Below are 24,456 nucleotides of genomic sequence, written 5' to 3'. Positions count from 1 at the left end.
CTTATTTATATCCACAATCATATTCCCCTTGCCGTGTTGTGGGAAAGGTTCTTTTATGATTGAATAACCCATTAATTGTCAAACGTTACATGAAATTACACCTTCCCTTGAATCTGCTGGCCGCCCTGATGACCTCCTTCTCCGGAGTAACGCTTGGAACTGCCACCTTTGCAGGAGTTTCTGGTCTTTTAATAACAGTATCACAGGCTTATGCCGCGGATGTCGCTTTTAACGGGACACAGGTGAATGTGGCGTCGGGAGGAAACGCCACCTATGACGTCGGCACCGTCACGGCTTCCACAACATTGCAATTTGCCGGAGCGGGCAACGCTACGATCACGAACCTGAACGGGGATGCCCCGGAAGCCGTGCTGACGGTAAACCGTGTCGCCAGCGGAGGCACGGCCCTCTCCACCCTCACCCTGAACGGGGCGGGCACCTTCAACGGAATCATTTCCCTCTACTCCAACACGACGGGGGGTACGCAGAACAATATTCTGAACCTCAACCATGCGCTGGCGGCCCAGAACGCCACCATCAAGCTGGGCGGCTATGGTTATGCGACGGGCGCCTCCATCCTGAAAGCGGGCGTGAACACCTCCATCAGCAAACTGGAGCACAACAACGCCGCGGCCCTGATTACCGGGGAGGGAACCACGCTGACCATCACGGGGGACTCCTCTTCCTACGGCGGGAGCTTCGGCGGAACGGTGACGGTTGATTACACGGGGGGCGGCACGTTCACCCTGGGCAATTCCGACAAGACCGTGGCCCTGACCCCCGCCGCCGCCGCGGATGCCACCCTTAAAATCAGCAGCGGCACGCTCTCCCTTTTTTCCGGCAATGTCAACTGGTCCCAGAAGCTGGTTATGGGGGACGGCACCACGCTGACCGTGCAGGACGGCCCTGCCGTTTCCGGATATTATAACTATGACGCCAACTCCATCAACGGGGATGGCTTCACCTTCTCCGGAGCAGCCACATTCGGCACCGGAGTGAACCTGACCACCCAGTATGGCAAGAATATCAAATTCACGGGCGTGCTTACGGCGGCCTCCGGATTCTCCATCAGCGGCGCCGACAGCGAGTACACTTACTACACCCTCACCGGTACGGAAAACCAGATTGGCGGCACCATCGCCATCACGCGCAACTCCACTTCCCTGGGCATCAACGCTTCCGGTTCCCTCGGCACCGCCGCCGTCACTACTTCCTCCGGCAGCCAGTATCTCACTTATTACGGTACGGCGGGAGAAGCGGCGGACGTCATTGACAACTCCATCACGGGCGCGGGCAACTTCGTGGCGCAATCAGGCTGGGTTCACCTTTCCGAGAACGTAGCGCTTACGGGAACCTACACCGTCAACTCCGGCGCCGTGCTTTCCAAGGCCGGCGACATTAATGCCGTCCTTGCGGGGGGCAGGCTGGATGCGGGCAATGGAACCATGAACGTGACTGGGCTGACGGGGAACGGAACCATCTCCGCCTCCGCAGGGACCATGAATTTCCAGAACGCCGTCACGGTGGGGGAAACGATGGGCATCCTCGCCAACGGCACAGGGACGATTACGGGCGATGTAACCGTGGACGGCGGCCGCCTGTACTACACCTCCATGGACAACGTGGGCACCGTGCTCCAGAACGTGACGCTGACTTCCGGCCTGATTGATTTCTCCGGTTTTCAGGAATTCCAGGACCTGTTCGGTTCCGAAGCCCTGGTGAATACCTCCTACAACCTGGGCGTGGACCTGGGGACGGGCTTCACGCTGGCGGACATTGACGCCTCCCTGTACACCATCACTACCGTGGACGGGAAAACGGTTATTACCTTCACCGGGTCCGGCGCGTATGATACCGCATGGGATTCCGCCTGGGGGCTGGGAAGCGCCCCCTCCTCCGGCGCCGGAACGCTGGCGGACCAGCAGGCGCTGGCCCTGTACAACATCCGCGCCGCGTCCATGCAGGAAGGATTCGGCTCCGTGAACGTCGTGACCGGAACGGGAGACCTGACGGGAGTCACTCTGGCAGGCGGCTATTACAATACGGCAACCAATGCAACGGCCACGGAAATCACCACCGGCATCTGGACGGACGTTCTGGCAGGCAACTACAACCTGATCATCGGCGGCAGTTATGCCAACAACTGGAGCGGCACCGGCAAGTGGAACATCACGGGCGATGTCCATACCCAGATTCAGGGGGATACCTCCGTCAACTGGGTGGTGGGTGGCAACTACAAGGACGGCCAGGGGGCCGGCATCACGGGGAATATTTACGTGTCCGTGGACGGCAATGCCGTGGTGAAGGGTAGCGTGATAGGCGGCGGTACGGCGGCCCATAACTCCACCAACACCATTGACGGCAGCACCTTCGTCGTTGTGCGCAGCATGCAGAGCGTCACGGATGAAGCCGTCTCGCTCAATTCCGTAGCCAGGGGCTTCATCATCGGCGGCAGCGCTTATGAAGCCAACTCCACTTCCAGCGCCACCATCACCGGAAGCACCAATGTGACGATTGACCTGGGGACGGCCACGGGCACCTTCGTCAAGAGCATCGTGGGCGGTTCCTACTCGGGCAGTTCAGGAACGTATACGATCAACGGAGACTCCAACGTCAGCATCACCGCGGGCAGTGACGCCATCTTTACCGGGGCCATTTACGGCGGCGGCTACGGCACTGCCGGAACTTCCACGGTCAAGGGTAATTCCAGCCTGACCCTGGACGGCGGCGCTTACACGGGAGCCCTTTATGCGGGCGGTGGCGGCGCAAGGTCCGCCGTGAACGGGAACGCCACCCTCACCGTTAAAAAAGCCGCGTTCCGCACGGGCAGCACGCTGGGTGTGTCGGAAGGCACGGTGGGAGGCACTTCCTCCCTTCTTCTGGGCGGTTACGGCAATACGGTGGACCAGGCCATCTCCTTCTCCAATACGGCCATTACCGGCTTCGACATCGTGACCATGTTCCAGAACTCCTTCTTTACGGGGAGCCTGAACGTGGACGGCTCCAGCACGCTGGCTCTGGCCGGGGGAGCCGGAACGGGAATCAATGTGAATGGCGCCTTCGCCCTCTCCGCGGAAGGGGAATTGCATCTGGACCTTACCGGATTTGGCGCCTTGACGGACGGAATGTCCGTGCTCTCCACCACCGGGCTGACCAACATCTCTTCCATCAAGGCCGTCTTTGCGGACGGCGTGGCGGGAACCATCACCGTTTCCAACAACGGCAGGGACCTGGTTTACACGGCGGAAACCCTCCTGCTGTGGGCGGGCGGCGAAAACGGGGTCTGGAGCGCGGAAAACATCTGGACGAATGGCGGCGCTCCCGCCACGTATGCGGACGGTCTGGCGGTTTCCTTTGCAGACCAGGCCGGAGTGGCCTCCTCCGTGGTGCAGCTTGATTCCGAGGTCTCCCCCGGTTCCATGCTGGTCCGCAACTCCACCACCCGTTATGAACTGACGGGGACGGGCGCAATTGCCAATACCGCCGTCACCAAGGAAGGCACGGGAACCCTGGTGCTGGGTTCCGCTTCCGTGCTCGGCACGGGAACCACTGTAGCCGTGAACCAGGGCGTTCTGGCGTTCGGATATGATACGGACTTGCCTGCCACGGGCATCACCTGGGGCGCGGGGTCCTTCCTGGGAGCGGCCAACGGCGCGACGGTCACGGTGAATCTCGGAACCGTGACCAACCCGGCCTTCTCCCTTGCCGCGGATAACAACTCTTTCATCAATCTGGTAACGCCTTCCGACCTTACCTTCGGCAATAACATCACGGGAGCCGGTTCCGTCCGGAAAACCGGTACGGGGTTGCTGAAATTGACGGGGGCCAATTCCGGCCACCTGATCGTGCAGGAAGGCAACGTCCAGATAGGGGGCGGCTCTACCGCCATCAACTGGGGGAGCGCCGGTTCCTCCGTCACCCTGCAGAACGGCACGTCCCTGATCATTGCGGGCAACAGCGCCCACCACACCATCGGCTCCGATCTGATTCTGGGCACGGCCGCATCAGATGCGGTCTCCGTGAAATGGGTGGACGCCTCCCAGGCAAACGCCACCAATTACCAGCATAACTTTACGGGAACCGTGACCGTCAACGGGGCGGCCTCCCTGGTGGGCCGGGACAACTGGGCCAAGGAAATGGGCTTCACCGGAACACTTACAGGCGCAGGCTCCCTGACATACAGCCGCGGTGGGGGCGACGGCAGGTACAACTCCAACGGCAAGCTCATCATCGGCGGCGACGCCTCCGGATTTACCGGCATGATCACCATGAACGCCTCCAACGGGTACAGCACGGGGCTTGACATGCGCACCTCCATGGCGCAGGGCGGGGTGATCCTTACGTCCGGCACGGACACCACGGGATTCGCCTTCATGCGCGTGCTGGGGGATATTGAAATCGCCTCCCTGGACGGCACGGCCAACTCCCAGGTGGGCGCCGTGGGCGGCGCACGCACGCTGACGGTGGGTTCCGGCACGTACAACGGAACGATCACGGACCAAGGCGTTGCCATTGCCTACGGAGCCACCACCATCTCCTATGACACAACCGGAGTCCTGTCCCTGACCAAGGTCAGCGATGAAACGCTGACGCTGGGCGGTACGGTCAGTTATACGGGGCTCACGGACATCCGCGGAGGAACGCTGGCCCTGACTTCCACCGGAGCCACTGCTCTGGGGAATATCACGATGGCCGCCAACACCCGCATGACTACCGCCGGCGCGCTGAATCTGGCGAACAGCTCCACCCTGACGATGGACATCAGTTCCTCCATGGGGGTGGGCGGGGCCTTCGGCGCCGGAACCTTCACCCTCACCCTGAACGGCCTTGAAGGGATTACGGAAGCCGGGGAATACACGCTCATCTCCGCGGCAAGCGGGCTTGATGCCGGAAGCGCCATCTTCAACTGGGCCGGATACACCGGAGACGAAACGCTGATTTACGAACTGGTCCAGACGGGCACCACCCTCAAGCTGGTGGTGACTTCCGCCGGGGACGTGTGGATCTGGCAGGGAACGGAAGGCATGACCTGGAGCGACACGAACACGGGCGCCCAGTGGGGCATTGACGGCTCTGCGGATACGGCCGCCGGGCAGAACCTGATCTTCAACAGCTCCGGTGCCGGTACCGTTACCTTGTCCGGGGCGGTGAATCCGGCCTCCATCACGGTGAACAACGCCGCGGGCAGCGACTATGTCTTCGCCTCGGACGGCACCGGGAAAATTGCCCAGGGCACGCTGACCAAGCGCGGCGAAGGCAAGCTGACCCTGAATCTGGACAACACGGGCTGGACGGGATCCATCTCCATCCAGCAGGGCGAACTGGTGGCCCAGGTCGCCAACTCCCTGGGTTCCGGAGCCGTCACCGTTACGGGCGGCACGCTCACGCTGGCAACGGCGGACGTCCAGCCGGGCATGGGCATGATCAACCTGCAGGGCGGCAGCCTCAATCTGGCTTCCGGCGCCTTCGCCACGGCATTCACCGCGGATAACATGACGTGGACGGACGGCTCCCTCATCCTGGGTGAAAACGTGACGGCTACCGCCGCCAAGGCCCTGGCCAACGGAAAAACCGTGGAGCTGGCCTCCGGCTCCGTGCTGACGGTCAGCGGCGCCAATGACAACACGGCGCTCAACCTGAACGCTTCCGGGACCGGTACCATTTCCGTGGGGCTGGGAACCAACTACGGAGCCAATGTCCTGAACATGAGCACGGAATTCCAGGGAACCCTGTCCGTGACAGCCGGGTACTTCCAGTTGAACAACGTGACCATGGGAGCGGACGGCACCGTGAACCTGGCGGACTCCAATGTCCGTACGGAGTGGAACGGGACGGCCGGGGGAACCTTTGCCAATGACATTGTCTTTACGGGCAACCAGATTTTTGCCACCAAGGACTTCACCCTCAGCGGCGATTTGAGCGGCACGGCGTTCTCCACCCAGGGCGCGGGCAACATCACCCTGACGGGCGGCGTCAACCTGGACGGCCAGCTCAAGGTGCACCGCGGCACGGTCACGGTGAACTCCGCCAATGTGACCAAGCTGGGGGACAGCATAGACATCCAGAACAACTCCACGCTGGCTTTTGCCCGTGACTTCTCCTATGGCGGCGTCATCAGCGGCACGGCCGGCGGCACGGTATCCGTGAACTCCGGAACGCTGGAACTCACCGGGGCTAACACCTTCCTGGGTGCCCTCTCCATTGCAGGCGGCGCCACGGCGCGGCTGGGTGAAGGAAGCGCCTGGGCCGGAACCCTCTCGGGAGCCGGTTCCCTGGTCATTGACACCACCGGGAATATAACGCTGGCGGCTGGCAACACCGGATTTACCGGGTCCACCACCCTTTCCGGAACAGGCACCGTTACTCTGGCGGGGGCTGACTCCCTGGGGTCCGGACGGGTCACCATCAACAACGGCGTTCTTGACCTGGCCTCCCAGAATGCGGCCAACGTCATCCTGATCACAAGGGGAAGCCTGGCAAACGCGGGCGCCAAAACCACCGGAAACGTGGAAGTGGCAGCCTCCACCGGAACGCAGGGCGCCCTGAACACCATCAATCTGGGCGGCTTGTCCGGCAGCCTCGTCAGTTCCATCGTCATGGAGGACTTTTCCCGCCTTACCGGGGTCTCCGGCCCTCTGGACATGACGGGCAAAACGGTGACGCTCAAGCTGGACAGCGGCAGCCTGACCGCGGGCGGAGCAACCGGGCAGGGCGTCATTGACGCGGACAGCCTGACGCTCTCCGCCGCTACCACGACCATCAACCTCAGCAACCAGGGCGTTCTGGACCTGCTCTCCGCCAACCGGGATTCCGCGGACGGCGTGGGACTGGTGCTGACCACGGGAACGCTGACGGTGGACAATTACAAGCAGATCAGCTTCTCCCCGCTGCTGGCCTCCCTGGGTTATGCGGTGACGGAAGTCCTGGGTGCGGACGGAACGCTGATGATCAGCGGCAATACGGACCTGGTCTACCTGGTGGATACCACCCCCAATTCCGACAACCCCAACATCACCGACTACGCCGCCCTGGATCCCTACAAGGCTGTGGGCATCAACGGAACCACGCTTAATATAAGCCTGGACGGAGCCCCGGACGCCTCCCGGAACGGAGACGGCCTGAAAGTCAGCAACCTGATCGGCAGCAACGGCACCCTGGTGGTGACGAATACGGCGGCGGATGCGGCGGCCAACCATGCCGTGGTGGACCTGATCCAGAACGTGGACGCCGGCGGCAACAGCTACGGCGGCACCATCAGCGGCGACCATGTGGACTTCATCAAGAAAGGCGCAGAAACCCTCACGGTGGAAGGCAGCTTCACGGGTAATGACTCCAAGCTGAGCTCCACGGAAGGGAACATTGTCCTGAACGGCACGGGCAACAGCCTCACCACGCTGGAACTGTCCGGCGGAGACATCACGCTGGGCGGCAGGAATGACGGCGCTTCCCGCGTGACGACGGTGGAAAACCTGGCCTCCGGCACGGGCGGCGGCACCCTGGACCTGGGTAAAGGCGCCCAGCTCGTGGTCACCGGCCAACAGGCCGGCAGCCATGTGACGGACGTGACCATCTCCGGGGACGGCACGCTGACCCTGGGCGGGGACGGAACGGACTCCTCCCTGACGCTGGGCAACGGCTCCTCCCTGGACGGCGTTCTGCTGGACATCCGTGAAGGTTCTGCACTGTCCACCGCGACCGGCTCCGTGAACACGGTCTCCGGCCTGACGGGCGGAGGCGCCCTGAAGCTGAGCGGTGCGGAAATGACGGTGGACTCCTCCGCCTCCCATACCTTCACCGGTACGCTGGACGGGGCTTCCGGAACGCTCAACTTCAAATCCGGAAACGGCAGCGTGCAAACCATCAAGGGCGCGGGCAACGCCGGCTACAACCTGAACGTGACCGGCGGCGGCGCGCTGACCCTGGCCGGAGCCCCGGCGGAAGGCGGCAATCCGGCGCAGGCGGCCTACAAGGGCATCACCGTGAACGGCGGCACGCTCAACATCGGCAGCGCATCTGATCCCAAGACCCAGCTCACGCTGGGCACGGACGGCCTGAGCGTAACGGGGAACAGCACGGTGACTATCACCACCTCCTCCACAACGGTGGAAGGGCTGGGCAACCCGTTCGTCACGTCCAGCGGAAACATCACGCTGGGTGACGGAACGGGAGAAGTCACGCTGGTCATGAGCAACCTGGACACCCTGGTCACCGGGAATACGGAAACGCTGAACATGGAACTGTTCAAGACGACGGACGGCGCGCTGGTCTCCCTGGGAGACAACGTCACCCTTCAGGACATGATCCTCAGCTCCCTGTACGAGAACCTGCACCTGGCCACCAATGACAGCATGACGGCCATCATCCTCACCGGGACGGCGCGCACGGAAAACATCTTCCGTGATTCCTCCCTCACGCGGAATGCGTCCACCGGGGCTGACCTGCTCTGGAACTCCCGCTACCACATGGAGGAGGGAACCACCCTGCGCGACCTGTACACCTCCGTGCTGGTCTCCCAGAACAGCGGGGACTACTCCGGAGCGGCACGCAAGCTGGCCGCCGCCGCGGGCAGTACGGTCACCAGCCTGGGCATTGCCCAGCGGGACTCCCTGCGTGACCAGATGGGCTGGATACGCAACCGCGTGGCGCAGATGGGCGTGAATCCCGCGTACATTAATGAAGACATGCCGTACTTCCACATGTGGATGCAGGGCACCGGGTCTTACGCCAAGCTGGACGCCAAGGGGGACGAAAGCGGCTACAAGCTCTCCACCTGGGGCGGAACGGTGGGCATGGACGTGGATATCAACGACCACCTCACCGCGGGCGCGGCGTTCACGGCCAACTACGGAAGCCTGACCGCGAACGCGGCGGATACGGCGGACGGAGACTTGGACAGCTACTACGTCAACCTGTTCGCCCGCTACCAGTCCCGCAAGTGGTCCCATCTGCTGATTCTGACGGGCGGCTGGAATGACGCCAAACTCACGCGCACGGTAGACTATGGCACGGGCTCCTACCAGGCCCACGGCAGCACGACCGGGTCCGGCTTCGGCGCCATGTATGAACTGGCGTACGACATCGCCCTCAATGAAGACAAGAGCGTGATTCTCCAGCCCCTGTTCAACGCCTCCATCGTGACGACGCGCATGGACGGTTACAGTGAAAGCGGTTCCGCCGGAAACGCCGGCCTGAGGGTGGAAGAGCAGAAGCTGACTACGGCGGCTGTTGCGGTGGGCGCCAGGCTCTCCGGCCTCCTTGGCTCCAACCTCTTCGGGCGGGAAGCGCTGGGAGAAGTACGGGCGAATGTCTCCCAGGACATGGGCGACCGCCGCGGACAGGCCAATGTGGGCTTCCTGGCGGACCCCTCCTACACGCGCCCGGTATACGGCGCCAAGGTGGGGGCTACGGCCTTCCAGGTTGGCGTGGGCCTGAGCATCCCGGTGGGCAAGCAGAGCGTCATCTTTGCGGACGGGAATGCGGACATCCGCAGCGGCTCCAGCTCCATCAACGGAAGCATCGGCTACCGCTACAACTTCTAAAAGAAGGAAAACTCAGCTAAAAACAAGGCCGTTCCGGAGGATTCCGGAACGGCCTTCTTCGTGATTTTCAGAAAAGACGTTAAGTATTAATTGGCTCTTTCCATTACTTCCATTCCCATTCAATGGGCGTTTCCAGGTCCGGGCGGAGCGCCTGATGCACCGGGCAGCTCAGGGCCGTCTTTTCCAGCATGGAGCGGAGGGGGTGGGTGCCTTCCAGGGGCATGATGGCCTTCAGCTCAATCTTTTCAATCCCCTTGGAGGATTCCACTGCGCGCGCCAGGATGCGCATGCCCTTCAGGTCCACGCCCTTTCTGGCCGCAACTACGGAAACCAGGCTGATCATGCAGGAGGCAAGCGTGGAACCGAGCATCACACCGGGGGAGGGAAACTCTGCGCGGCCTTCAAAGGAAGCGGGCAGGTCGGTGGCAAAGGTGATATTGGAGGGAATATAGGTGCTCTCACAGCGGAACTGTCCGACGTTCTCCGTTTCGGAGGTGTAATGAGTATCAGTCATAGGAGTAGGACAGTCCGGCCCCGGTTTGGGTTCACCGGAATTTGGTTATTTTTTTATTCAAGATTCCCGTGAAGAAATGTCCTGCATCCCGGAGGGCAGGTGGGACGCGATTGTTCCGGCAAAGAGGGGATTTCCTAAAAATCTTTCCATGCCCAGTTTCGTGCAGATTTGACTGATCAGTGCGGCCCTGTCCGTCGCGGTCCGGTCCTTCATCACGGCATCCACACCCCTCTGGATCTCTTCAATGAGGTCCAGCGCCCGGGAGATGGCTTCCGCGCCTTCCCGGCCTGTGTAAACCTTGTCCCATGCGGGGCAGTAAAACCGTACCGGGGAAAGACTCGCCAGGCGGTGCAGGGTATCCATGCTCCAGTCCCTGTTAATGTAAATGGGAACGTCATTCCACACGGGAATGGCGTCTCCGGTAAACAGGGCCTCCCGGTTCCGCAGCCAGTAGGAGACGCCGTCGCAGGAATGTCCCCTGGAGCCTATGACCTTGATTTCCGTGCCCGGTTCCGGCGTGATGACGTCTCCGTCCGTGACTACGGCATCCACTTGGGTGGATGCCCCCGCCAGCGCGTGAAAATTGGGAATGGGACGTTCCTTGAATTGCAGGTCAATATTCTCAATCCACCGCCGCTCCCCCCCGCTTGCGTAAACGGTGCAGCCCGTGAGTTCCCTGATCACGGATGCGCTGCCGATGTGGTCCGGGTGCGCGTGCGTCAGGAAAATCCCTCTGATCTCTTCCGGCCTGCGCCCGATTTTCTCCATGTAGGAAAAAATGGCCTTCTCGCTTCCGCCAACGCCGGAATCAACCAGATAGCAGGCGGCTCCCTCAATAAGGTAGATATACGCAAAACGCTTGATTTCCGGCGTCACCTGGAAATCAACCCTGATCTGGTGCAGTCCTTCACAGAGCTTCATCACCATCCGTTCCTTTCACGATGATGGCGTGGCTCTTCACGGAATCCTCCCGCAGGGATTTGATCTGCCGGTACTCTTCCGAGGCAAAGCAGCGTTCCAGCTTTTCCCGGGAGGGAAACCGGATGACAATCACACGGTCCGGCTTCCAGCCGTCGGTCAACGGAATGACCTCGCTGGTCCTGACCAGGTATTCTCCGCCGTGCTTTTCAACAATGGGTTTGACTTCCCTGACATAGGAATCATACGGGGAATGGGCATCCCCGGTTAAAGAAACCGTGACAATAAAATAGTAACTCATATCCTTCTCTTCCGGTAAGCGGCGGGCGCCTGCTGGTTCCCATAGACGCCCGGAAGCATCCATGGCCTTGATGGGCAGGCTAAAGCCGGAAATGGCGCCTGTCAATCCATCTTCCGGACTTGCCTGAATGAGCGCGGCGCTGCGGCAAAGTACGGAGTTTCAATTTTTTGAAGTTCTCACAAGGGCCGTTCAACCGCAAACGGTTTTCCTGCTTTTTGCACCTGGTCTGTCATCCGGAGCGTCCGGGCACTGTCTTGAACCGCCGGGCAAAGCTGCGGTTTCTGAATGAAAACTCTCCCTCACCCCAGAATCCTGCGGACAGGTTCCGCATAAAGCTCCGGTTCCAGCAGGAAGGAATCGTGTCCCTTGGTGGAAACAATGGTGTGGAATTCCACGGGAATGCCCGCGGCCTTGAGCTGTTCCGCAAAATCCTTCTGTTCCGCCGGGCGGAAGCAGCAGTCCGTATCAATGGAAAAGACAAGAGCCGGAATCCCCGCGCGCCGGAAGCCTGCCAGGGCAGTGCTGAAAGCGCCATCCGCCGCATGGTCCCGGATGTCGAACTCCGCCCACATGTCCGCAATGCGGATGTAGGCGTTGGCGTCAAAACGCTCCGCAAACTTGGTTCCCTGGTGCAGCATGTAGCTTTGCGTACTGCGGGTGGGCGTCATCCACGTAAGCAGGCCGGACCGGCCGCCCACCTCCTTTCTGGCGCGCTGTTCCAGCCCTTCCTGGTACACGAACGCCTTGTGGCCGATGATGCGCGCGAACGCCAGCCCCTTTTTGGGAGCCGGGCCCTGGTAATAATCCCCGCCGCGGAAATCCGGATCAAGTTCAATGGCCAGGATTTGTTCAAACAGGGACAGGCGGTGTTCAATGGAAGCCCGGTATCCGGAGCCGATGGAGATAAAGCTCCGGGTCCGTTCCGGGAACTGGCAGGCGAAGCTGAGGGCGATCAGGCCGCCCACGGAGGGCCCCACCAGATGAACGCGGTCTATTCCCAGGCTGTCCAGCAGGAGTGCCTGAAGGCGTGCCTGGTCCGCCGCCTCCACGTGCGGGAAGCGGGAGCCGTAAGGCAGGCCGTCCGCAGGGCAGGGGCTGGCGGGTCCGGTGGTGCCGTAGCAGCCGCCCAGATAATTGGCGCAGATGATGCAGAAGCGGTCCGTATCCAGCGGACGGCCGGGGCCAATGATGCTGTTCCACCAGCCTTCATGGTTTTCCGGCTTCCAGAGGGAGCCGGTGCCCGGCACCTCCGGATTATAGCCGTAGGCGTGCTGGCTGCCGGAAAGGGCGTGAAACAGGAGGATCACGTTATCTTTTTCCGGCGTCAGGGAGCCGTACTGCTCGTAGGCCACGCGCACCTTGTCCAGCACGGTTCCGTTCCGCAGGGAAAAGGAGCCGGGAAGATCCAGAAATCTGGTTTGGACGGAGGGAAGCTGCATGGACGTGTGAGAAGGTGCTCTGTCAGCAAAAAAAGACCGGCACCCGGCGGGCGGCGGTCTTCTTGAAATCTGTGCTGGGCCAGGGGTTACTTGACGCCCTTCTTGGAAAGACGCGTACCTGCCGTGGCGCCCTGGCGGGCTTTGAACTTGGGATTGCTCTTGCAAATCACATACAACGTGCCCTTGCGCTTCACGATCTGGCAGTCTGCGTGGCGGCGCTTCATAGAGGCTAAGGAAGAAAGAACTTTCATGGTGTGTAACTCCGGTTTGGTGTTCGGTTCGGGAGACGGAATATACCGTTTAGTTAAGAATTGTAAAGTCATTTCTTTTCCGGAAGTGAAATTGCCGCGTTTTCCGGAGGGAATCGGACTCAAGATGCAGACGGAAGGAAAAGAATGGCAAGACGGGGCAGGGGGCTTGAGAGACCGCACCGCGGATGGCGGATGCCTTCAAATGGAGGCAGGCGCTTTTTCTGATACGGAAGAGGCATGGATTGTCCCGGCCGGCGGAGGTCCGTTTGGTTTTTGGGAACATGGCTTTTCTTTCTTCCGTGATGCGTGAGCGGGGAACGGGAGGTGTTGCCGGGCCCGTTTGACCCTGGGTTTTGGCAGGCAGGAAGAAACGCTTCCGAACGGATTTTTAATCCGCGGTCAAGTCTCTAGGCTGATGGGAAATGATTTGAGGGAAAACTCCGGATGTCTCCTGGGCATCCGGCTGAGGACGGAAGCCTCACGGCTTTCGTATATCATATAACATCTGAAGCATAGCAAAGTTGAATTTCTTTTTGGGAAGTATGATTTCTCAAGGGACGGGAGTAACTTGTTTCCAATTGATTGTGCCGTGATGGGACGGATGTGTACGGTTAATTCGACGTCTGGGGCTGCCGTCGTCTTCCCCGCTGTTCATGTGAGCTCTGCGTCGAACGGATTAAAAATCCGGTAAAGTTCCCCAAGTTAAGGGAAATGAAGATATTTCCACACATTTATTGATAAATCCGATTTGCCTGTCATGAATAAGAAATTGTTAACCGTCATTATGTTATCCTGTATTGGACCCGCTTCCGCAGTGTCCGCTCCCTCTTGGGAATTTTCTTCAAACGTGGAGCGGGAGCAATTTATAACAGGAACCGGCCTTTCCCTGGACGGCTGGACCATTTCTTTCCGGATTGATTCCACAGCCCCATACACGGATTGGGCGACCATGACGGGCGGTGACCGGAATATCTCCACGCAGACGGTGGGGATGTGGCTGAATGTATCTTCCCTGGCTTCTTCCGCTACGATTTATTCTTTTGGGGAAACAGACAGCCTGCGGGGGTTGCAGCTCATTTACAACGGCAACGGTTCGTTTACGTCCAAGAGAACCGGGGAAGAAGGGAAGACGTTCACCGTCAGCCAGGAAATCATCAATTCAGGATGGTTCAACCTGGTCATGGCCCTGGATACGGATACCTCCTCCCGGAAGACGGATTTTCAGATTTTTCTGGATGGAACGCAGCTTGCGGGTATACCCCAACTATCCTCCGGCCTTAACGGCAATCAAAATGGCACGGTGGCGGTGGGCGGAAACACAGGTGAAGGGAATTCTTTCCAGATAGCGGATTTCAAGGCATATGATTCCGTATTGACGGAAGACCTGGTCAGGGAAGCGTGGGGGCTGGCTTCCGTTCCTGAACCCGCGGCGGCTTCACTGGGCCTTCTGGGCCTGGCGGTGATGATGATGCGGCGCCGGGTTTGACCACCTTCCGGATTTGGTTCAGCGCAGGGGAGCGGTCATCCCGGGAAGGGATGCCCCCGGTTCCTTGCGGCTGAAGATGAGCATAAAGACCGTCCGCGCGGCGCACAAAGGGTTTGTGGACCGGAAGGGATTCGTATAAAATCCGTTCCGGTTTTCTTATGACTAGTTCCTCCGCATCCGATTCCTCTCCGGCTCCCCGGAATACGTTTTCCCATCATCTGGGGATGAAAGGATTTCTGCTGATGGAGGGGCTGCTGAAGCTCATCGGCATGAAAACGCTTTACCGTCTGGGACGCGTGGCGGGCGGCGCGGCGTGGTATCTGCTGCCGCAGCGGCGGAAAATCGTGGAGAGGAACCTGCGCATTGTGCTGGACCCGGCGTTGCGCGGGAAGAAGCTGCATCAATTGAGCCGGGAAAATTTCAAAAGGACGATCGCCAATTTCCTGTGCTCCGCGAAGACGGCCACCCTGACGGATGAGCAGTTGAAAAGATGCGTTACCGTCGGGGGGCATGAGGAATTTGCAGCTCCCGTGCTGGAAGGGCGGGGGCAGGTATGCGCCATAGCCCATTCCGGCAATTGGGAAGCCCTGGCAAGAATACGCGTGTTTTTTCCGGAAGTGGAGCGTTACGGGTCCATGTACCGCCAGTTTGACAACCCGCTGATGGAGGAGTACATGTACAGGCGCCGCACGGAGAGGGGAACGCAGATGTTTTCCAAAGAGGGAGGGATCAAGGCGCCCATGAAGCTGCTGAAGGAAGGAGCAGCCCTTGGAGTGCTGAGCGACCAGTTTGTCTGGGAGGGGGTGCACGTCCCGTTCTTCGGGAAGGTGACCGGCACCACTCCGCTGCCGGCCCTGCTGAAAAAAAGGACCGGAGCGGGCATGGTGGCGATAGCGGTGCGCACGGATTCTCCGGGGCACTGGATATGCGACATGGGGAACGTGGTTGATTTTTCCCGTTCCGACGGCTCCCTGGCGGGAGACACCATGGAAGTGAACCGGGCCCTGGAAACCTTGATCGGCAAGTCCGTGCTGGACGTATTCTGGATGCACCACCGCTGGAAATCCATTGACCGCTTTCCTCCCCGGGATGAAAAAACGTCCCGGCTTCTGGAAAACATGGAGCTGAAGCCGTACCGCATCCTGGTGGCCGTGCCGAAGGCCCTGGATGAAGCCCTGGTGGCCGCTCCCCTGGTCCGGGTCTTGAAGGCCGCCCGGTGCGACGTGCAGGTGAACATTATTTGCCCGTCCGCCCAGGCGGGGGTATGGAAGACCATGCCGGAAGTCAGCCATGTACTGCCGCACGACTCCCTGGAACAGCTTCGGCAAGCGTTGGATGCGGATGAATTTTACAATGACGGCCCGCTGGACATGGGCATCATGCTGGACCAGGACATGGAGACCCTGAAGGCGCTGGAGCCGTACGGGCCCATGATGTTCTCAGGGCTGGATACGCACCCCGGCGCCCGGAAATACAAATTCCGGGTAACGGCCCCCGTGCTGCGCGCCGCCCCCCCCATGCACCGGGTGCAGTCCTACCTGGAGCTCGGCAGCCGTCATGGGCTGGATGCGTGGCAGGCCGCCGTGTTCCCGGTGAAAAAGGCGCAGGCTCCGGAAGACGCTCCCATTCTGATTGCCCCGTTCTCCAGCCTGGGGCCGGCCAATGAATGGAGCGAAGAGCAGTGGGCGGAACTTGTTCCCCTCCTGCCCCGCAGGGCTGTACTGGCAGCCCTGGAGGAAGACCGTGACCGCGCCGCCGCCCTGGCGGAGCGCCTGAACGTGGAACTGGCGGCAGGAACGCCGGAAGCGTTGTTCCCCGTCATGGATAACGCGGCTGCGGCCGTGGCGGTGGATGGAGATATTCCGGCCCTCTGCTCCTTCCGCGGCCTTCCGGTGGTGACCTTGTTTTCCACCCGTCTTCCGGATATTTGCCGGCCCATGGGCCTTTTCAACCGTTCCCTGTACAGTCACCAGTGCTGTTCTCCCTGCTTCCTGAGGGAATGCGACCGTGACGTTCCCTGCAACCGCCATATTTCCGTGCAGGAGGTTCTGGAGGCCTTGCACGGGATAAATACGTCTAGCATTTAAGGATATTTATAGAAAAAAGGTTTATTCCTCTGTCTATCATGAAGATAGGTTTTCCTTAAATATTAAATTATGACTAAAGATATTAATTTAAAAAAATTGAGGAATGAGACCCATTTAACATTGGCTCGTCTTGCAGAATTATCCGGATATAATGTGACCACCATAGTCCGTTTGGAACAGGGAGAAAAAGTTCCTTTACACGTCAGGGAATCTGTTGTTTCCATTCTTTTGAGCGCCAGGGAGGAAGGTTTGGCTCTAGACGTCAGAATATGGCGTGAACGAGCTTTAAAAGCTGAAAGTAAAGTAGAAATTTTACTTGGGATGGTCAAAGGTGCAATGAATGTTATGAATAATTCTAAGGATTGAATAGATTTTTTGTATTTCTAATATACTACATTTCTTAAATTTTCTTCCCGGCGGAAAACTTGGCGGGCCTGTTCCGTCAGTTCCGCGGACGGTTCCGGGACGTCCTTCAAGGTATATTCCAGATTCAGTTCATCCCACTTGAAGCGTCCCATCTGGTGGAAGGGGAGCACGTCCACGCGCTCCACGTTGCCCAGGTGCGCCGCATAGCGGGAGAGCTCCGCGATGTCTTCCATGTTGTCCGTGAGGCCCGGAACCAGCACGTACCGGAGCCAGGCGGGTTTGCGGAGGGCGGCCAGGCGTTCCGCAAATTGCAGGGTAGGGCGCAGTTCCCCGCCTGTCAGGGCCTTGTACCGTTCCGGGTCCCATGCCTTGATGTCCAGCAGGACCAGGTCCGTGTTCGCCAGCATGTCTTCATCCGCATTCCGGCCCAGATGGCCGGAGGTGTCCAGGCAGGTGTGCAGCCCCAGGCCTTTGCATCCCTTCAGCACGGCTTTGGAAAAATCCGGCTGAAAGAGGGGATCGCCTCCGGACAGGGTGACGCCTCCGCCCGCCGCCAGCAGGAAATCCCGGTAACGGGCTATTTCTTCCAGAACGTCCGCCGCGCTTCTGTTCCGGCCCCGGCGCACGCAGGAGGTATCCGGATTGTGGCAGTAGCGGCAGCGCAGGCTGCATCCGGACAGGAAGAGGACGAAGCGGATGCCGGGACCGTCCACGGTGCCGCAGGATTCCACGGAATGGACCAGCCCCGCGGCGGCGGATTCACCGCCCGGAACCGGGTTCTGGGGAAAAGCCTGGGGCATCCGCTTCCTGGCTGGGTTAACGGGTGTGGAAGGTTCGGTTGAGAACCTCCTCCTGCTGTTCGCGGGTGAGCTTGATGAAGTTCACGGCATAGCCGGAAACGCGGATGGTCAGCTGCGGGTATTTTTCCGGGTGGTCCATGGCGTCCAGCAGGGTTTCCCGTTCCAGCACGTTCACGTTGATGTGGTGCCCTGTGGCGGCAAAGTAGGCGTCCAGCAGGGAGACGAGCTTGGCGCGGCGTTCCCCTTCTTCCTTGCCCAGGGCCTGCGGCACGATGGAGAAGGTGTAGGAAATGCCGTCCAGGGAGTCGTCATAGGACAGCTTGGCGACGGAAAGCATGGAGGCCACGGCTCCGTTTTTGTCCCTGCCGTGCATCGGGTTGGCCCCGGGCGCGAAGGGTTCCCCGGCGCGGCGGCCGTCCGGCGTATTGCCCGTCTTCTTGCCGTAAACCACGTTGGAGGTAATGGTCAGGATGGACTGGGTGGGCAGGGAGCCGCGGTAGGTGTGGAGCTTGCGCAGTTTTTCCATGAACCCGGTGACCAGGCCGCATGCGATCTCGTCCACGCGCGGATCATTGTTCCCGTAGCACGGGAATTCACCTTCCGTCCTGAAATCCACAATAAGGCCGTCTTCATTGCGGATGGCCTTCACCGTGGCGTATTTAATGGCGGACAGGGAGTCCGCGGCCACGGAGAGCCCGGCGATGCCCGTAGCCATCGTTCGCAGGATTTCAGGATCATGCAGCGCCATTTCAATGCGTTCATAGCAGTACTTGTCGTGCATGTAGTGGATGATGTTCAGGGCGTCAATGTAGGTCTTGGCCAGCCAGTCCTGCATCTTGTCGTACAGGGCCATCACTTCATCATACTTCAGAATCTCCTCCGTATAGCGCGGGGAGGGCGGGGCCACCTGTTTGCCCTTGAGTTCATCCATGCCGCCGTTCAGGGCATAGAGGAGGCATTTGGCCAGGTTGGCGCGCGCGCCGAAGAACTGCATCTGCTTGCCGATGCGCATGGCGGATACGCAGCACGCGATGCCGTAGTCGTCACCCCAGTGCGGGCGCATCAGGTCATCGTTCTCATACTGGACGGAGGACGTCTCAATGGAGACCCTGGCGCAGAAACTCTTGAAGGCTTCCGGCAGGTTCCCGGCCCACAGCACGGTCAGGTTCGGTTCCGGAGCGGGGCCCAGGTTGTACAGGGTCTGGAGCATGCGGAAGGAGCTGCGGGTGACCAGGGTGCGGCCGTCTTCCCCCATGCCGCCGATGGATTCCGTTACCCAGGTGGGGTCCCCGGAGAAAAGGTTGTTGTAGTCGGGCGTGCGGATGAAGCGGACGATGCGCAGCTTCATCACGAACTGGTCCATGATTTCCTGCGCCTCCTCCTCCGTAAGGAGGCCCTGTTCCAGGTCCCGGGTGAAGTAGATGTCAAAGAAGGTGGAGACGCGGCCCAGGGACATGGCGGCTCCGTTCTGTTCCTTCACGGCGGCCAGGTAGCCCAGGTAGGTCCACTGGACGGCTTCACGGGCGTTTGCGGCGGGGCGGGCCAGGTCGCAGCCGTAGGAGGCGCCCATCCGGGCGAGTTCCTCCAGGGCGCGGATTTGCTCGCTCATTTCCTCGCGCAGGCGGATGACCTCGTCCGTGAGGGGGATGTTCTCATGGCGTTTGAGGTCCTTGCGGCGTTCGGCGGCCAGTTTGTCCGTGCCGTACAGGGCCACGCGGCGGTAGTCCCCGATGATGCGCCCGCGGCCGTAGGCGTCCGGAAGCCCGGTGATGATGCCGGCGGAACGGGCCGCGCGGATGTCCGAGGTGTAGGCGTCAAAAACGCCCTCGTTGTGCGTTTTGCGTATCTTGTTGAAAATGTCCGCAGTCTTTTCGCACATCTTGAACCCGTAGGCTTCCAGGGCCTGCTGGGCCATGCGCAGGCCGCCGAAGGGCATCAGGGCGCGTTTCAGGGGGGCGTCCGTCTGCAGGCCCACCACCACCTCCAGCTCCTTGTCAATGTAGCCGGGCTTGTGGGAGACGATGGAGGAAACCACTTCCTCGTCCGCGTCCAGCACGCCGCCGTTGTCCGTTTCCTGTTTCAGCAGGACTTTCAGTTCCTCCCAGAGTTGAAGCGTGCGCCGGGATGGTCCGGAAAGAAAATCTTCATTGCCGGAATAAGGCGTGTAATTGTTCTGGATGAAATCCCGTACGTCGATGGACTCCGTCCATGCTCCGGGCTTGAATCCCTGCCATTCCTGCGGGAGGGCGGGGGATGCCTTCAAGTCTTTTGCCATGCTGATCATAAATAGGATATGGTGTGGAAAAACGGAGAGGACGGCCCCGGCCTTTAAAAGGGCCGGAAACGACGAAACTCCGCGCCGCTTGACTATACCGGGAATTTGCGGGGGCAACAAGGCCAATTCTTCCGGGCCCGGTTACCGGGGCGGGGAGCCTGGCCTGTTTCAAGGATACGGCCGTTCCGGAACAGGAGTGAGGAAAAAATTCCGGCCGCGGGCTGTGGTCTTTTCCATCCGGGAAGGGATGCCGCCGCATGCGGTCTTGATGCGCGGAGGGATTTCCCTACACTGGGTTCCAATTCAGCCGTTCCGTCATGAATTTCCAGTTGTATACGCTTACCGTGATGCTGGGCGCCTTTCTGGCGTTTCCTGCATCTTCCGCTCCGGCGCCCGCTCTGCCTTCCACCCTGAAGCCGGAACCCCACCAGCGGGATCCGTATGACTGGAATGCCCGTCATGAGGCCGTCAAAAAGCGGAACCGGTCCGTCAAGCCGGAGTACGTGATGATCGGGGACAGCATCACCCATCATTGGGGCGGGGAGCCCTCCGGAGACGGCAGGAAGGCGGGAGGGGCATCCTGGGATCAGCTGTTCGGCCCACATGCGGTGACTAACATGGGCTTTGGTTTTGATTATGTGGACAATGCCTATTACCGCGTGCAGAACGGGGAACTGGATGGCATCTCCCCGCGGGTCGTCATCGTGCTGCTGGGAACCAACAATCTGGGCCACCGGAAGGATACGCCGCAGGCGTGTGCGGACAATATCAAGGCGTTCGTGCTCCTGGTGCGCCGGAAATGCCCTTCTTCCAAAATCCTGCTGCTGGGCATTCTGCCCAGAAAGGAGAAAAACCTGGCCGTCCCGGTGAAGGAGACGAACAAGCTGCTGGCGAAGCTTCACAATGGGAAAAACGTCTTCTTTGCCGATCCGGGGAAGGCGCTTCTTTCCGCGGACGGCGTTTCTCCCAAAAATGAATTCATGAAAGACGTGGTGCACCCCAACGCCAGGGGGTACGAGGCGCTGGAAAAGGAGCTGGCCGCACTGCTGAAAAAGATGGATGCGAAGTACCGCGGCGGAAAACCCGCCGGAAAGCAGGCCTGACAGTGGTCTTTTTGAATAAGGAGGGATTTGGACTTGAAGGGATAGCCCGTTCCGTAAGAATATACCGCCTTTAGTCTGAGTATCCGATTTATGAAAAGCCTGTTGTTTGCCCTGCTTGCCGGTTCTGTCTGCTGCTGTTATGCCCAGCAGGCCGCCGTTCCCGCTCCGGAGCCTGAAGTTGTAGCCACGCCGCCGTCCGATGCCGGACGAGGCCTCATCCGCGTGAATTCCCGTGAAATCCGCCATTACTCCGGCACCCGCAAGGAGCCGGATTACCTGGTCAGCAAGGATAACGGAAAAACCTGGGAAATGAAGGCGGCCCCTGCCGGCTACCCGCCCAACTATGGAGGCATTCCCAAGGAGTCCCCGGCGATTGCGCGCAATCCCCTCACCAGGGAATTCATCCGCGTGCAGCCCATCGGAGGGTTTATCTTCCTTTCCAAGGGAGGCCTGGACGGCAAGTGGTTTGCGGTCACGAATGACGGCAAGCTGGAGGAGGACTGGAAGAATCCGGAGAAGCAGAAAAATCTGAAAAAATTGGGCGGCATCATGCGCACTCCCACCTTTGTCAACAAGGGCAAGAGGGTGATTGTGCCGTTCCACAACATGGGTGGCGGCACCAAGTTTCACATTTCCGATGACGGCGGGCTGACCTGGCGCGTGTCCAAGAATGGCGTTACCTCTCCCAGGCATGAAGCCAAGCCGCCCCACCAGGGCGTCAGATGGTTCAACAATGCCGTGGAAGCCACGGTGCTGGAAATGAAGGACGGCACCCTGTGGGCGCTGGCCCGCACCTCCCAGGACCAGGCGTGGCAGGCGTTCTCCAGGGATTACGGGGAGACGTGGAGCAAGCCGGAGCCGTCCCGCTTCTTCGGCACCCTGACCATGAACACGCTGGGACGCCTGGATGACGGAACCATCGTCTCCCTGTGGACCAACACGATGGCCCTGCCGGAAAACGCCACGGCAGGCAACGGAACGTGGGAGGATGTGTTTACCAACCGTGATTCCCACCACATCGCCCTCTCCGATGACGAGGGCAAGACCTGGTACGGATTCCGTGAAATCATTCTGGATGAACACCGCAACCATCCCGGCTACGCCACGCTGGACGGTCCGGAAGACCGCGGCAAGCACCAGAGTGAAATGGTGCAGCTGGACAAAAACCGCATTCTCATTTCCCTGGGCCAGCACAAAAACCACCGCCGCCTGGTCATTGTGGACCGCCGCTGGGTGGCCGCCAAAACGCGCGCCACGCAGACGGGCAGGGATTTGGACGCCCAATGGACCATCCATACCTATATTCCCCAGAAAAAAGGCCATTGCAGCTACAACCGGAAGCCCTCCGCGGAACTGGTTCCGGACCCCTCCGGCGGGGAAAAGAAAGTGCTGCAAATCAGGCGCCTGAATGATCCCGAACTGGTTAATGAGAAATCCAAGGTGGACTACCAGAACGGGGGCGCTACCTGGAACTTCCCGAACGGGACCACGGGGCTGGTCAAATTCCGCTTCCGGGTGGCGGACGGGGACCAGGCGGACGATTCAGGCCTTCAGGTTTCCCTGACGGACCGCTTGTTCAATGCCTGTGACACCACCACGAAGGATTACGCCCTGTTTACCTTCCCCATCAAGCTGAAGCCCGCCCCCCATCTGCTGCTTGGCATGAAAAAAGTGCCTTTTACGCCCGGAGCGTGGCATGAGGTCTCCATTCTCTGGCAGGGCTCCCAGGCTGTGGTTTCCCTGGACGGGAAAAAGGCGGGCACGCTGAAAATGGTGAACCAGTCTCCCAATGGGGCCAGTTACATCCATTTCATCAGCACCGGGACCAAGCCGGACGCGGGCGTTCTGCTGGATACGGTGAACGCCCGGGTGAAATGAGAGGCGCCCGCGCAGGGGGGAGCCGGGCCTAGCGGTTTCCGCTCTGCGGAAGCGGGGAGGTGCTTAACTCCGGCAGGTGTTTCAGAACCTGGTGCAGGTGGTCGTTTGACCGGTTGCCGATCTGCTGGAGGGCCGTGCGGCCGTACTTGTCCCGCAGGGCAGGGTCTGCCTGGTGGTCCAGCAGAAGCCGTGCAATGCCCAGCTTCAGCCGGTCCAGGGTATCGTCCCCCAGCAGCATGTCCCGGCAGCACAGCATCAGGGGCGTTTCCCCGGCTGCGTTTTGATGGTTGACGTCCGCCCCCTCACTGATAAAGAGGTTGACCAGTTCCCGGATTTGAGGGAGGTGGGATACATCAATAAAGGCCAGTTGGCGGCACAGGTTCAGCAGGGCCGTGTCTCCCGCGGAATCCGGCGGGGCTGTGGTCATGGGCATGGCCGTGTTGACGTCCGCCCCATATTCCAGCAGGGTATGGGCTATTTGCAACGCGGTTTTCGGCCTGTTCAGGTTCAGGGAAAGGAGGGGAGGGGTCATCTCCCCGCGGAAATTGGGATCATACCCGGCCTCGCAAAGCTTGCGGACCAGAAGGGGGTATCCGGCGGCGGCGGCCCAGGTCAGCAGACTGGTTTTTTTACCCCTCAATTCCGGCTGGAGGGAAATATCCGCCCCGCATTTGAGAAGAAAAAGAGCCGCTTCCTCATACGGCGCCCCTCCGATGCCGGCCACGCAGGTCATGACCAGCGGAGGCCATCCCATCGGGCCCGGTTTGTCCACATCCGCGCCGTACTGAACCAGCAGGTTGAGGCAGGAAAGCCTGTTGTGCACCGGGAGGGGATGGGCGTCATCCATTCCGGGATGGCACGCGTCGGTCAGGGGAGTGTCCCCCTGCTCGGAACCCGGTATGGATGGAATGGCATGTTGCGGCAGGATGATCTGGAGGTTCGGGTCCGCATTGCGTTGCAGGAGGCGGTTCAGCAGCTGCACCTGTCCCAGCCCGGCAGCCAGGTGCAGGAGGGTTTCATGGGAGGAAGTGCGGCAGCGTCCGTCCGCCCGCTCCGCCGTATTCCGGATCATCTGGAGCCTTTCCCTGATTTCCTCCTGCATGTACTGGCGCATGGAAACCTCGGAAAACATGTGCCAGTCAATATGGCGGGAATTGGGACAAAGCCCGCGGAAGATGAAACGCTCCGGACTGCGATGCTCCGTGAAGTCCGCTACGGCAAGAATCTGTTCTTTTTCCGCTTTTGTCCACAGGGGGTTGAATTTCCACTCCGCGGGAGTGGGGTCATTCCTGAGGAACCAGAAAATAGTGGATCCCGCGACAAGGGCGGCAAAAACGCTCAAAGCTCCAAAAAACCAGAGGGTCTTTTTTCTTAATGTCATGTGTATCATAAGCAGGACAACTGCGAGAAGCCATGATGCAGGAATCCGTAACTTCGAGCAATGAAAAAATGGTATGCGCAAGTAAGGCCTGGAGCGGACCGGGCATGAATTTGAATGG

At 60.1% G+C, this 24,456-nt stretch carries 15 protein-coding genes; 7 read left to right on the top strand and 8 right to left on the bottom strand.

Translation table 11 applies throughout. The features are described from left to right. Positions 1 to 89 precede the first annotated feature (89 nt). The gene (locus tag HHJ06_RS11355; RefSeq protein WP_215429906.1) at positions 90 to 9,539 is read left to right on the top strand and encodes an autotransporter-associated beta strand repeat-containing protein; all 9,450 of its coding nucleotides are present in this window, start codon (positions 90 to 92) and stop codon (positions 9,537 to 9,539) included. Positions 9,540 to 9,642: 103 nt separating this feature from the next. On the opposite strand, the gene HHJ06_RS11350 is transcribed toward HHJ06_RS11355, so the two are convergent. From HHJ06_RS11350 to ykgO, 5 genes are all read right to left on the bottom strand, one after another. Further along, the gene (locus tag HHJ06_RS11350; RefSeq protein WP_215429904.1) at positions 9,643 to 10,053 is read right to left on the bottom strand and encodes an OsmC family protein; all 411 of its coding nucleotides are present in this window, start codon (positions 10,051 to 10,053) and stop codon (positions 9,643 to 9,645) included. Positions 10,054 to 10,110: 57 nt separating this feature from the next. After that, positions 10,111 to 10,974 carry an MBL fold metallo-hydrolase gene (locus HHJ06_RS11345; RefSeq protein ID WP_215429903.1) on the bottom strand — a complete coding sequence of 288 codons (864 nt, stop codon included), beginning with the start codon at positions 10,972 to 10,974 and terminating at the stop codon, positions 10,111 to 10,113. Continuing rightward, complete coding sequence (locus HHJ06_RS11340) at positions 10,961 to 11,272, bottom strand: DUF1330 domain-containing protein (RefSeq protein ID WP_215429901.1); 312 nt, start codon at positions 11,270 to 11,272, stop codon at positions 10,961 to 10,963. The genes HHJ06_RS11345 and HHJ06_RS11340 overlap by 14 nt, the downstream gene beginning before the upstream one ends. Before the next feature lie 299 nt (positions 11,273 to 11,571). After that, positions 11,572 to 12,711, bottom strand: a complete 1,140-nt coding sequence (locus HHJ06_RS11335) for a homoserine O-acetyltransferase family protein (RefSeq protein WP_215429899.1) — start codon at positions 12,709 to 12,711, stop codon at positions 11,572 to 11,574. Positions 12,712 to 12,797: 86 nt separating this feature from the next. Continuing rightward, entirely contained in the window at positions 12,798 to 12,962 is a 165-nt protein-coding gene (ykgO, locus tag HHJ06_RS11330) for a type B 50S ribosomal protein L36 (protein ID WP_065529996.1), read from the bottom strand. On the opposite strand from ykgO, the gene HHJ06_RS11325 reads away from it, so the two are divergent. The 4 genes from HHJ06_RS11325 to HHJ06_RS11310 all read left to right on the top strand — a co-directional run bounded on the left by HHJ06_RS11325 (position 12,961) and on the right by HHJ06_RS11310 (position 16,901). Next, entirely contained in the window at positions 12,961 to 13,272 is a 312-nt protein-coding gene (locus HHJ06_RS11325) for a hypothetical protein (RefSeq protein ID WP_215429897.1), read from the top strand. The two genes, ykgO and HHJ06_RS11325, sit on opposite strands and share 2 nt — an antisense overlap. A gap of 639 nt (positions 13,273 to 13,911) precedes the next feature. Beyond that, positions 13,912 to 14,448: a LamG-like jellyroll fold domain-containing protein gene (locus tag HHJ06_RS11320; protein ID WP_215429895.1), complete on the top strand. Its 537-nt coding sequence runs from the start codon at positions 13,912 to 13,914 to the stop codon at positions 14,446 to 14,448. A gap of 158 nt (positions 14,449 to 14,606) precedes the next feature. Beyond that, positions 14,607 to 16,535, top strand: coding sequence for a glycosyltransferase family 9 protein (locus HHJ06_RS11315; protein ID WP_215429893.1), 1,929 nt, complete (start codon positions 14,607 to 14,609; stop codon positions 16,533 to 16,535). A gap of 69 nt (positions 16,536 to 16,604) precedes the next feature. Next, positions 16,605 to 16,901 (top strand): helix-turn-helix domain-containing protein, encoded by a 297-nt coding sequence (locus tag HHJ06_RS11310; protein WP_215429891.1) that lies wholly within the window; start codon positions 16,605 to 16,607, stop codon positions 16,899 to 16,901. Positions 16,902 to 16,918: 17 nt separating this feature from the next. Here the strand turns inward: HHJ06_RS11310 and pflA are convergent, their stop codons facing one another. Next, positions 16,919 to 17,701, bottom strand: coding sequence for a pyruvate formate-lyase-activating protein (gene pflA / locus HHJ06_RS11305; protein ID WP_215429889.1), 783 nt, complete (start codon positions 17,699 to 17,701; stop codon positions 16,919 to 16,921). 16 nt (positions 17,702 to 17,717) lie between these two features. Further along, positions 17,718 to 19,985: a formate C-acetyltransferase gene (gene pflB, locus HHJ06_RS11300; protein ID WP_215429887.1), complete on the bottom strand. Its 2,268-nt coding sequence runs from the start codon at positions 19,983 to 19,985 to the stop codon at positions 17,718 to 17,720. Positions 19,986 to 20,293: 308 nt separating this feature from the next. Here pflB and HHJ06_RS11295 point away from each other — a divergent pair, with 308 nt between their 5' ends. Then, the gene (locus HHJ06_RS11295; protein WP_215429885.1) at positions 20,294 to 21,079 is read left to right on the top strand and encodes a GDSL-type esterase/lipase family protein; all 786 of its coding nucleotides are present in this window, start codon (positions 20,294 to 20,296) and stop codon (positions 21,077 to 21,079) included. A gap of 90 nt (positions 21,080 to 21,169) precedes the next feature. Then, a complete protein-coding gene (locus HHJ06_RS11290) occupies positions 21,170 to 22,957 on the top strand; it encodes a sialidase family protein (protein WP_215429883.1) in 1,788 nt (595 codons plus the stop codon). Positions 22,958 to 22,985: 28 nt separating this feature from the next. Here the strand turns inward: HHJ06_RS11290 and HHJ06_RS11285 are convergent, their stop codons facing one another. Continuing rightward, on the bottom strand, positions 22,986 to 24,338 hold the full coding sequence (locus tag HHJ06_RS11285; RefSeq protein ID WP_215429881.1) for an ankyrin repeat domain-containing protein: 1,353 nt from the start codon (positions 24,336 to 24,338) through the stop codon (positions 22,986 to 22,988). Positions 24,339 to 24,456 lie beyond the last annotated feature (118 nt).

Source organism: Akkermansia muciniphila (genome assembly GCF_018709685.1).
In the GTDB taxonomy this organism is placed as follows: Bacteria; Verrucomicrobiota; Verrucomicrobiia; order Verrucomicrobiales; family Akkermansiaceae; genus Akkermansia; species Akkermansia muciniphila_E.
This window is presented reverse-complemented; position numbering and strand designations above follow the sequence as displayed.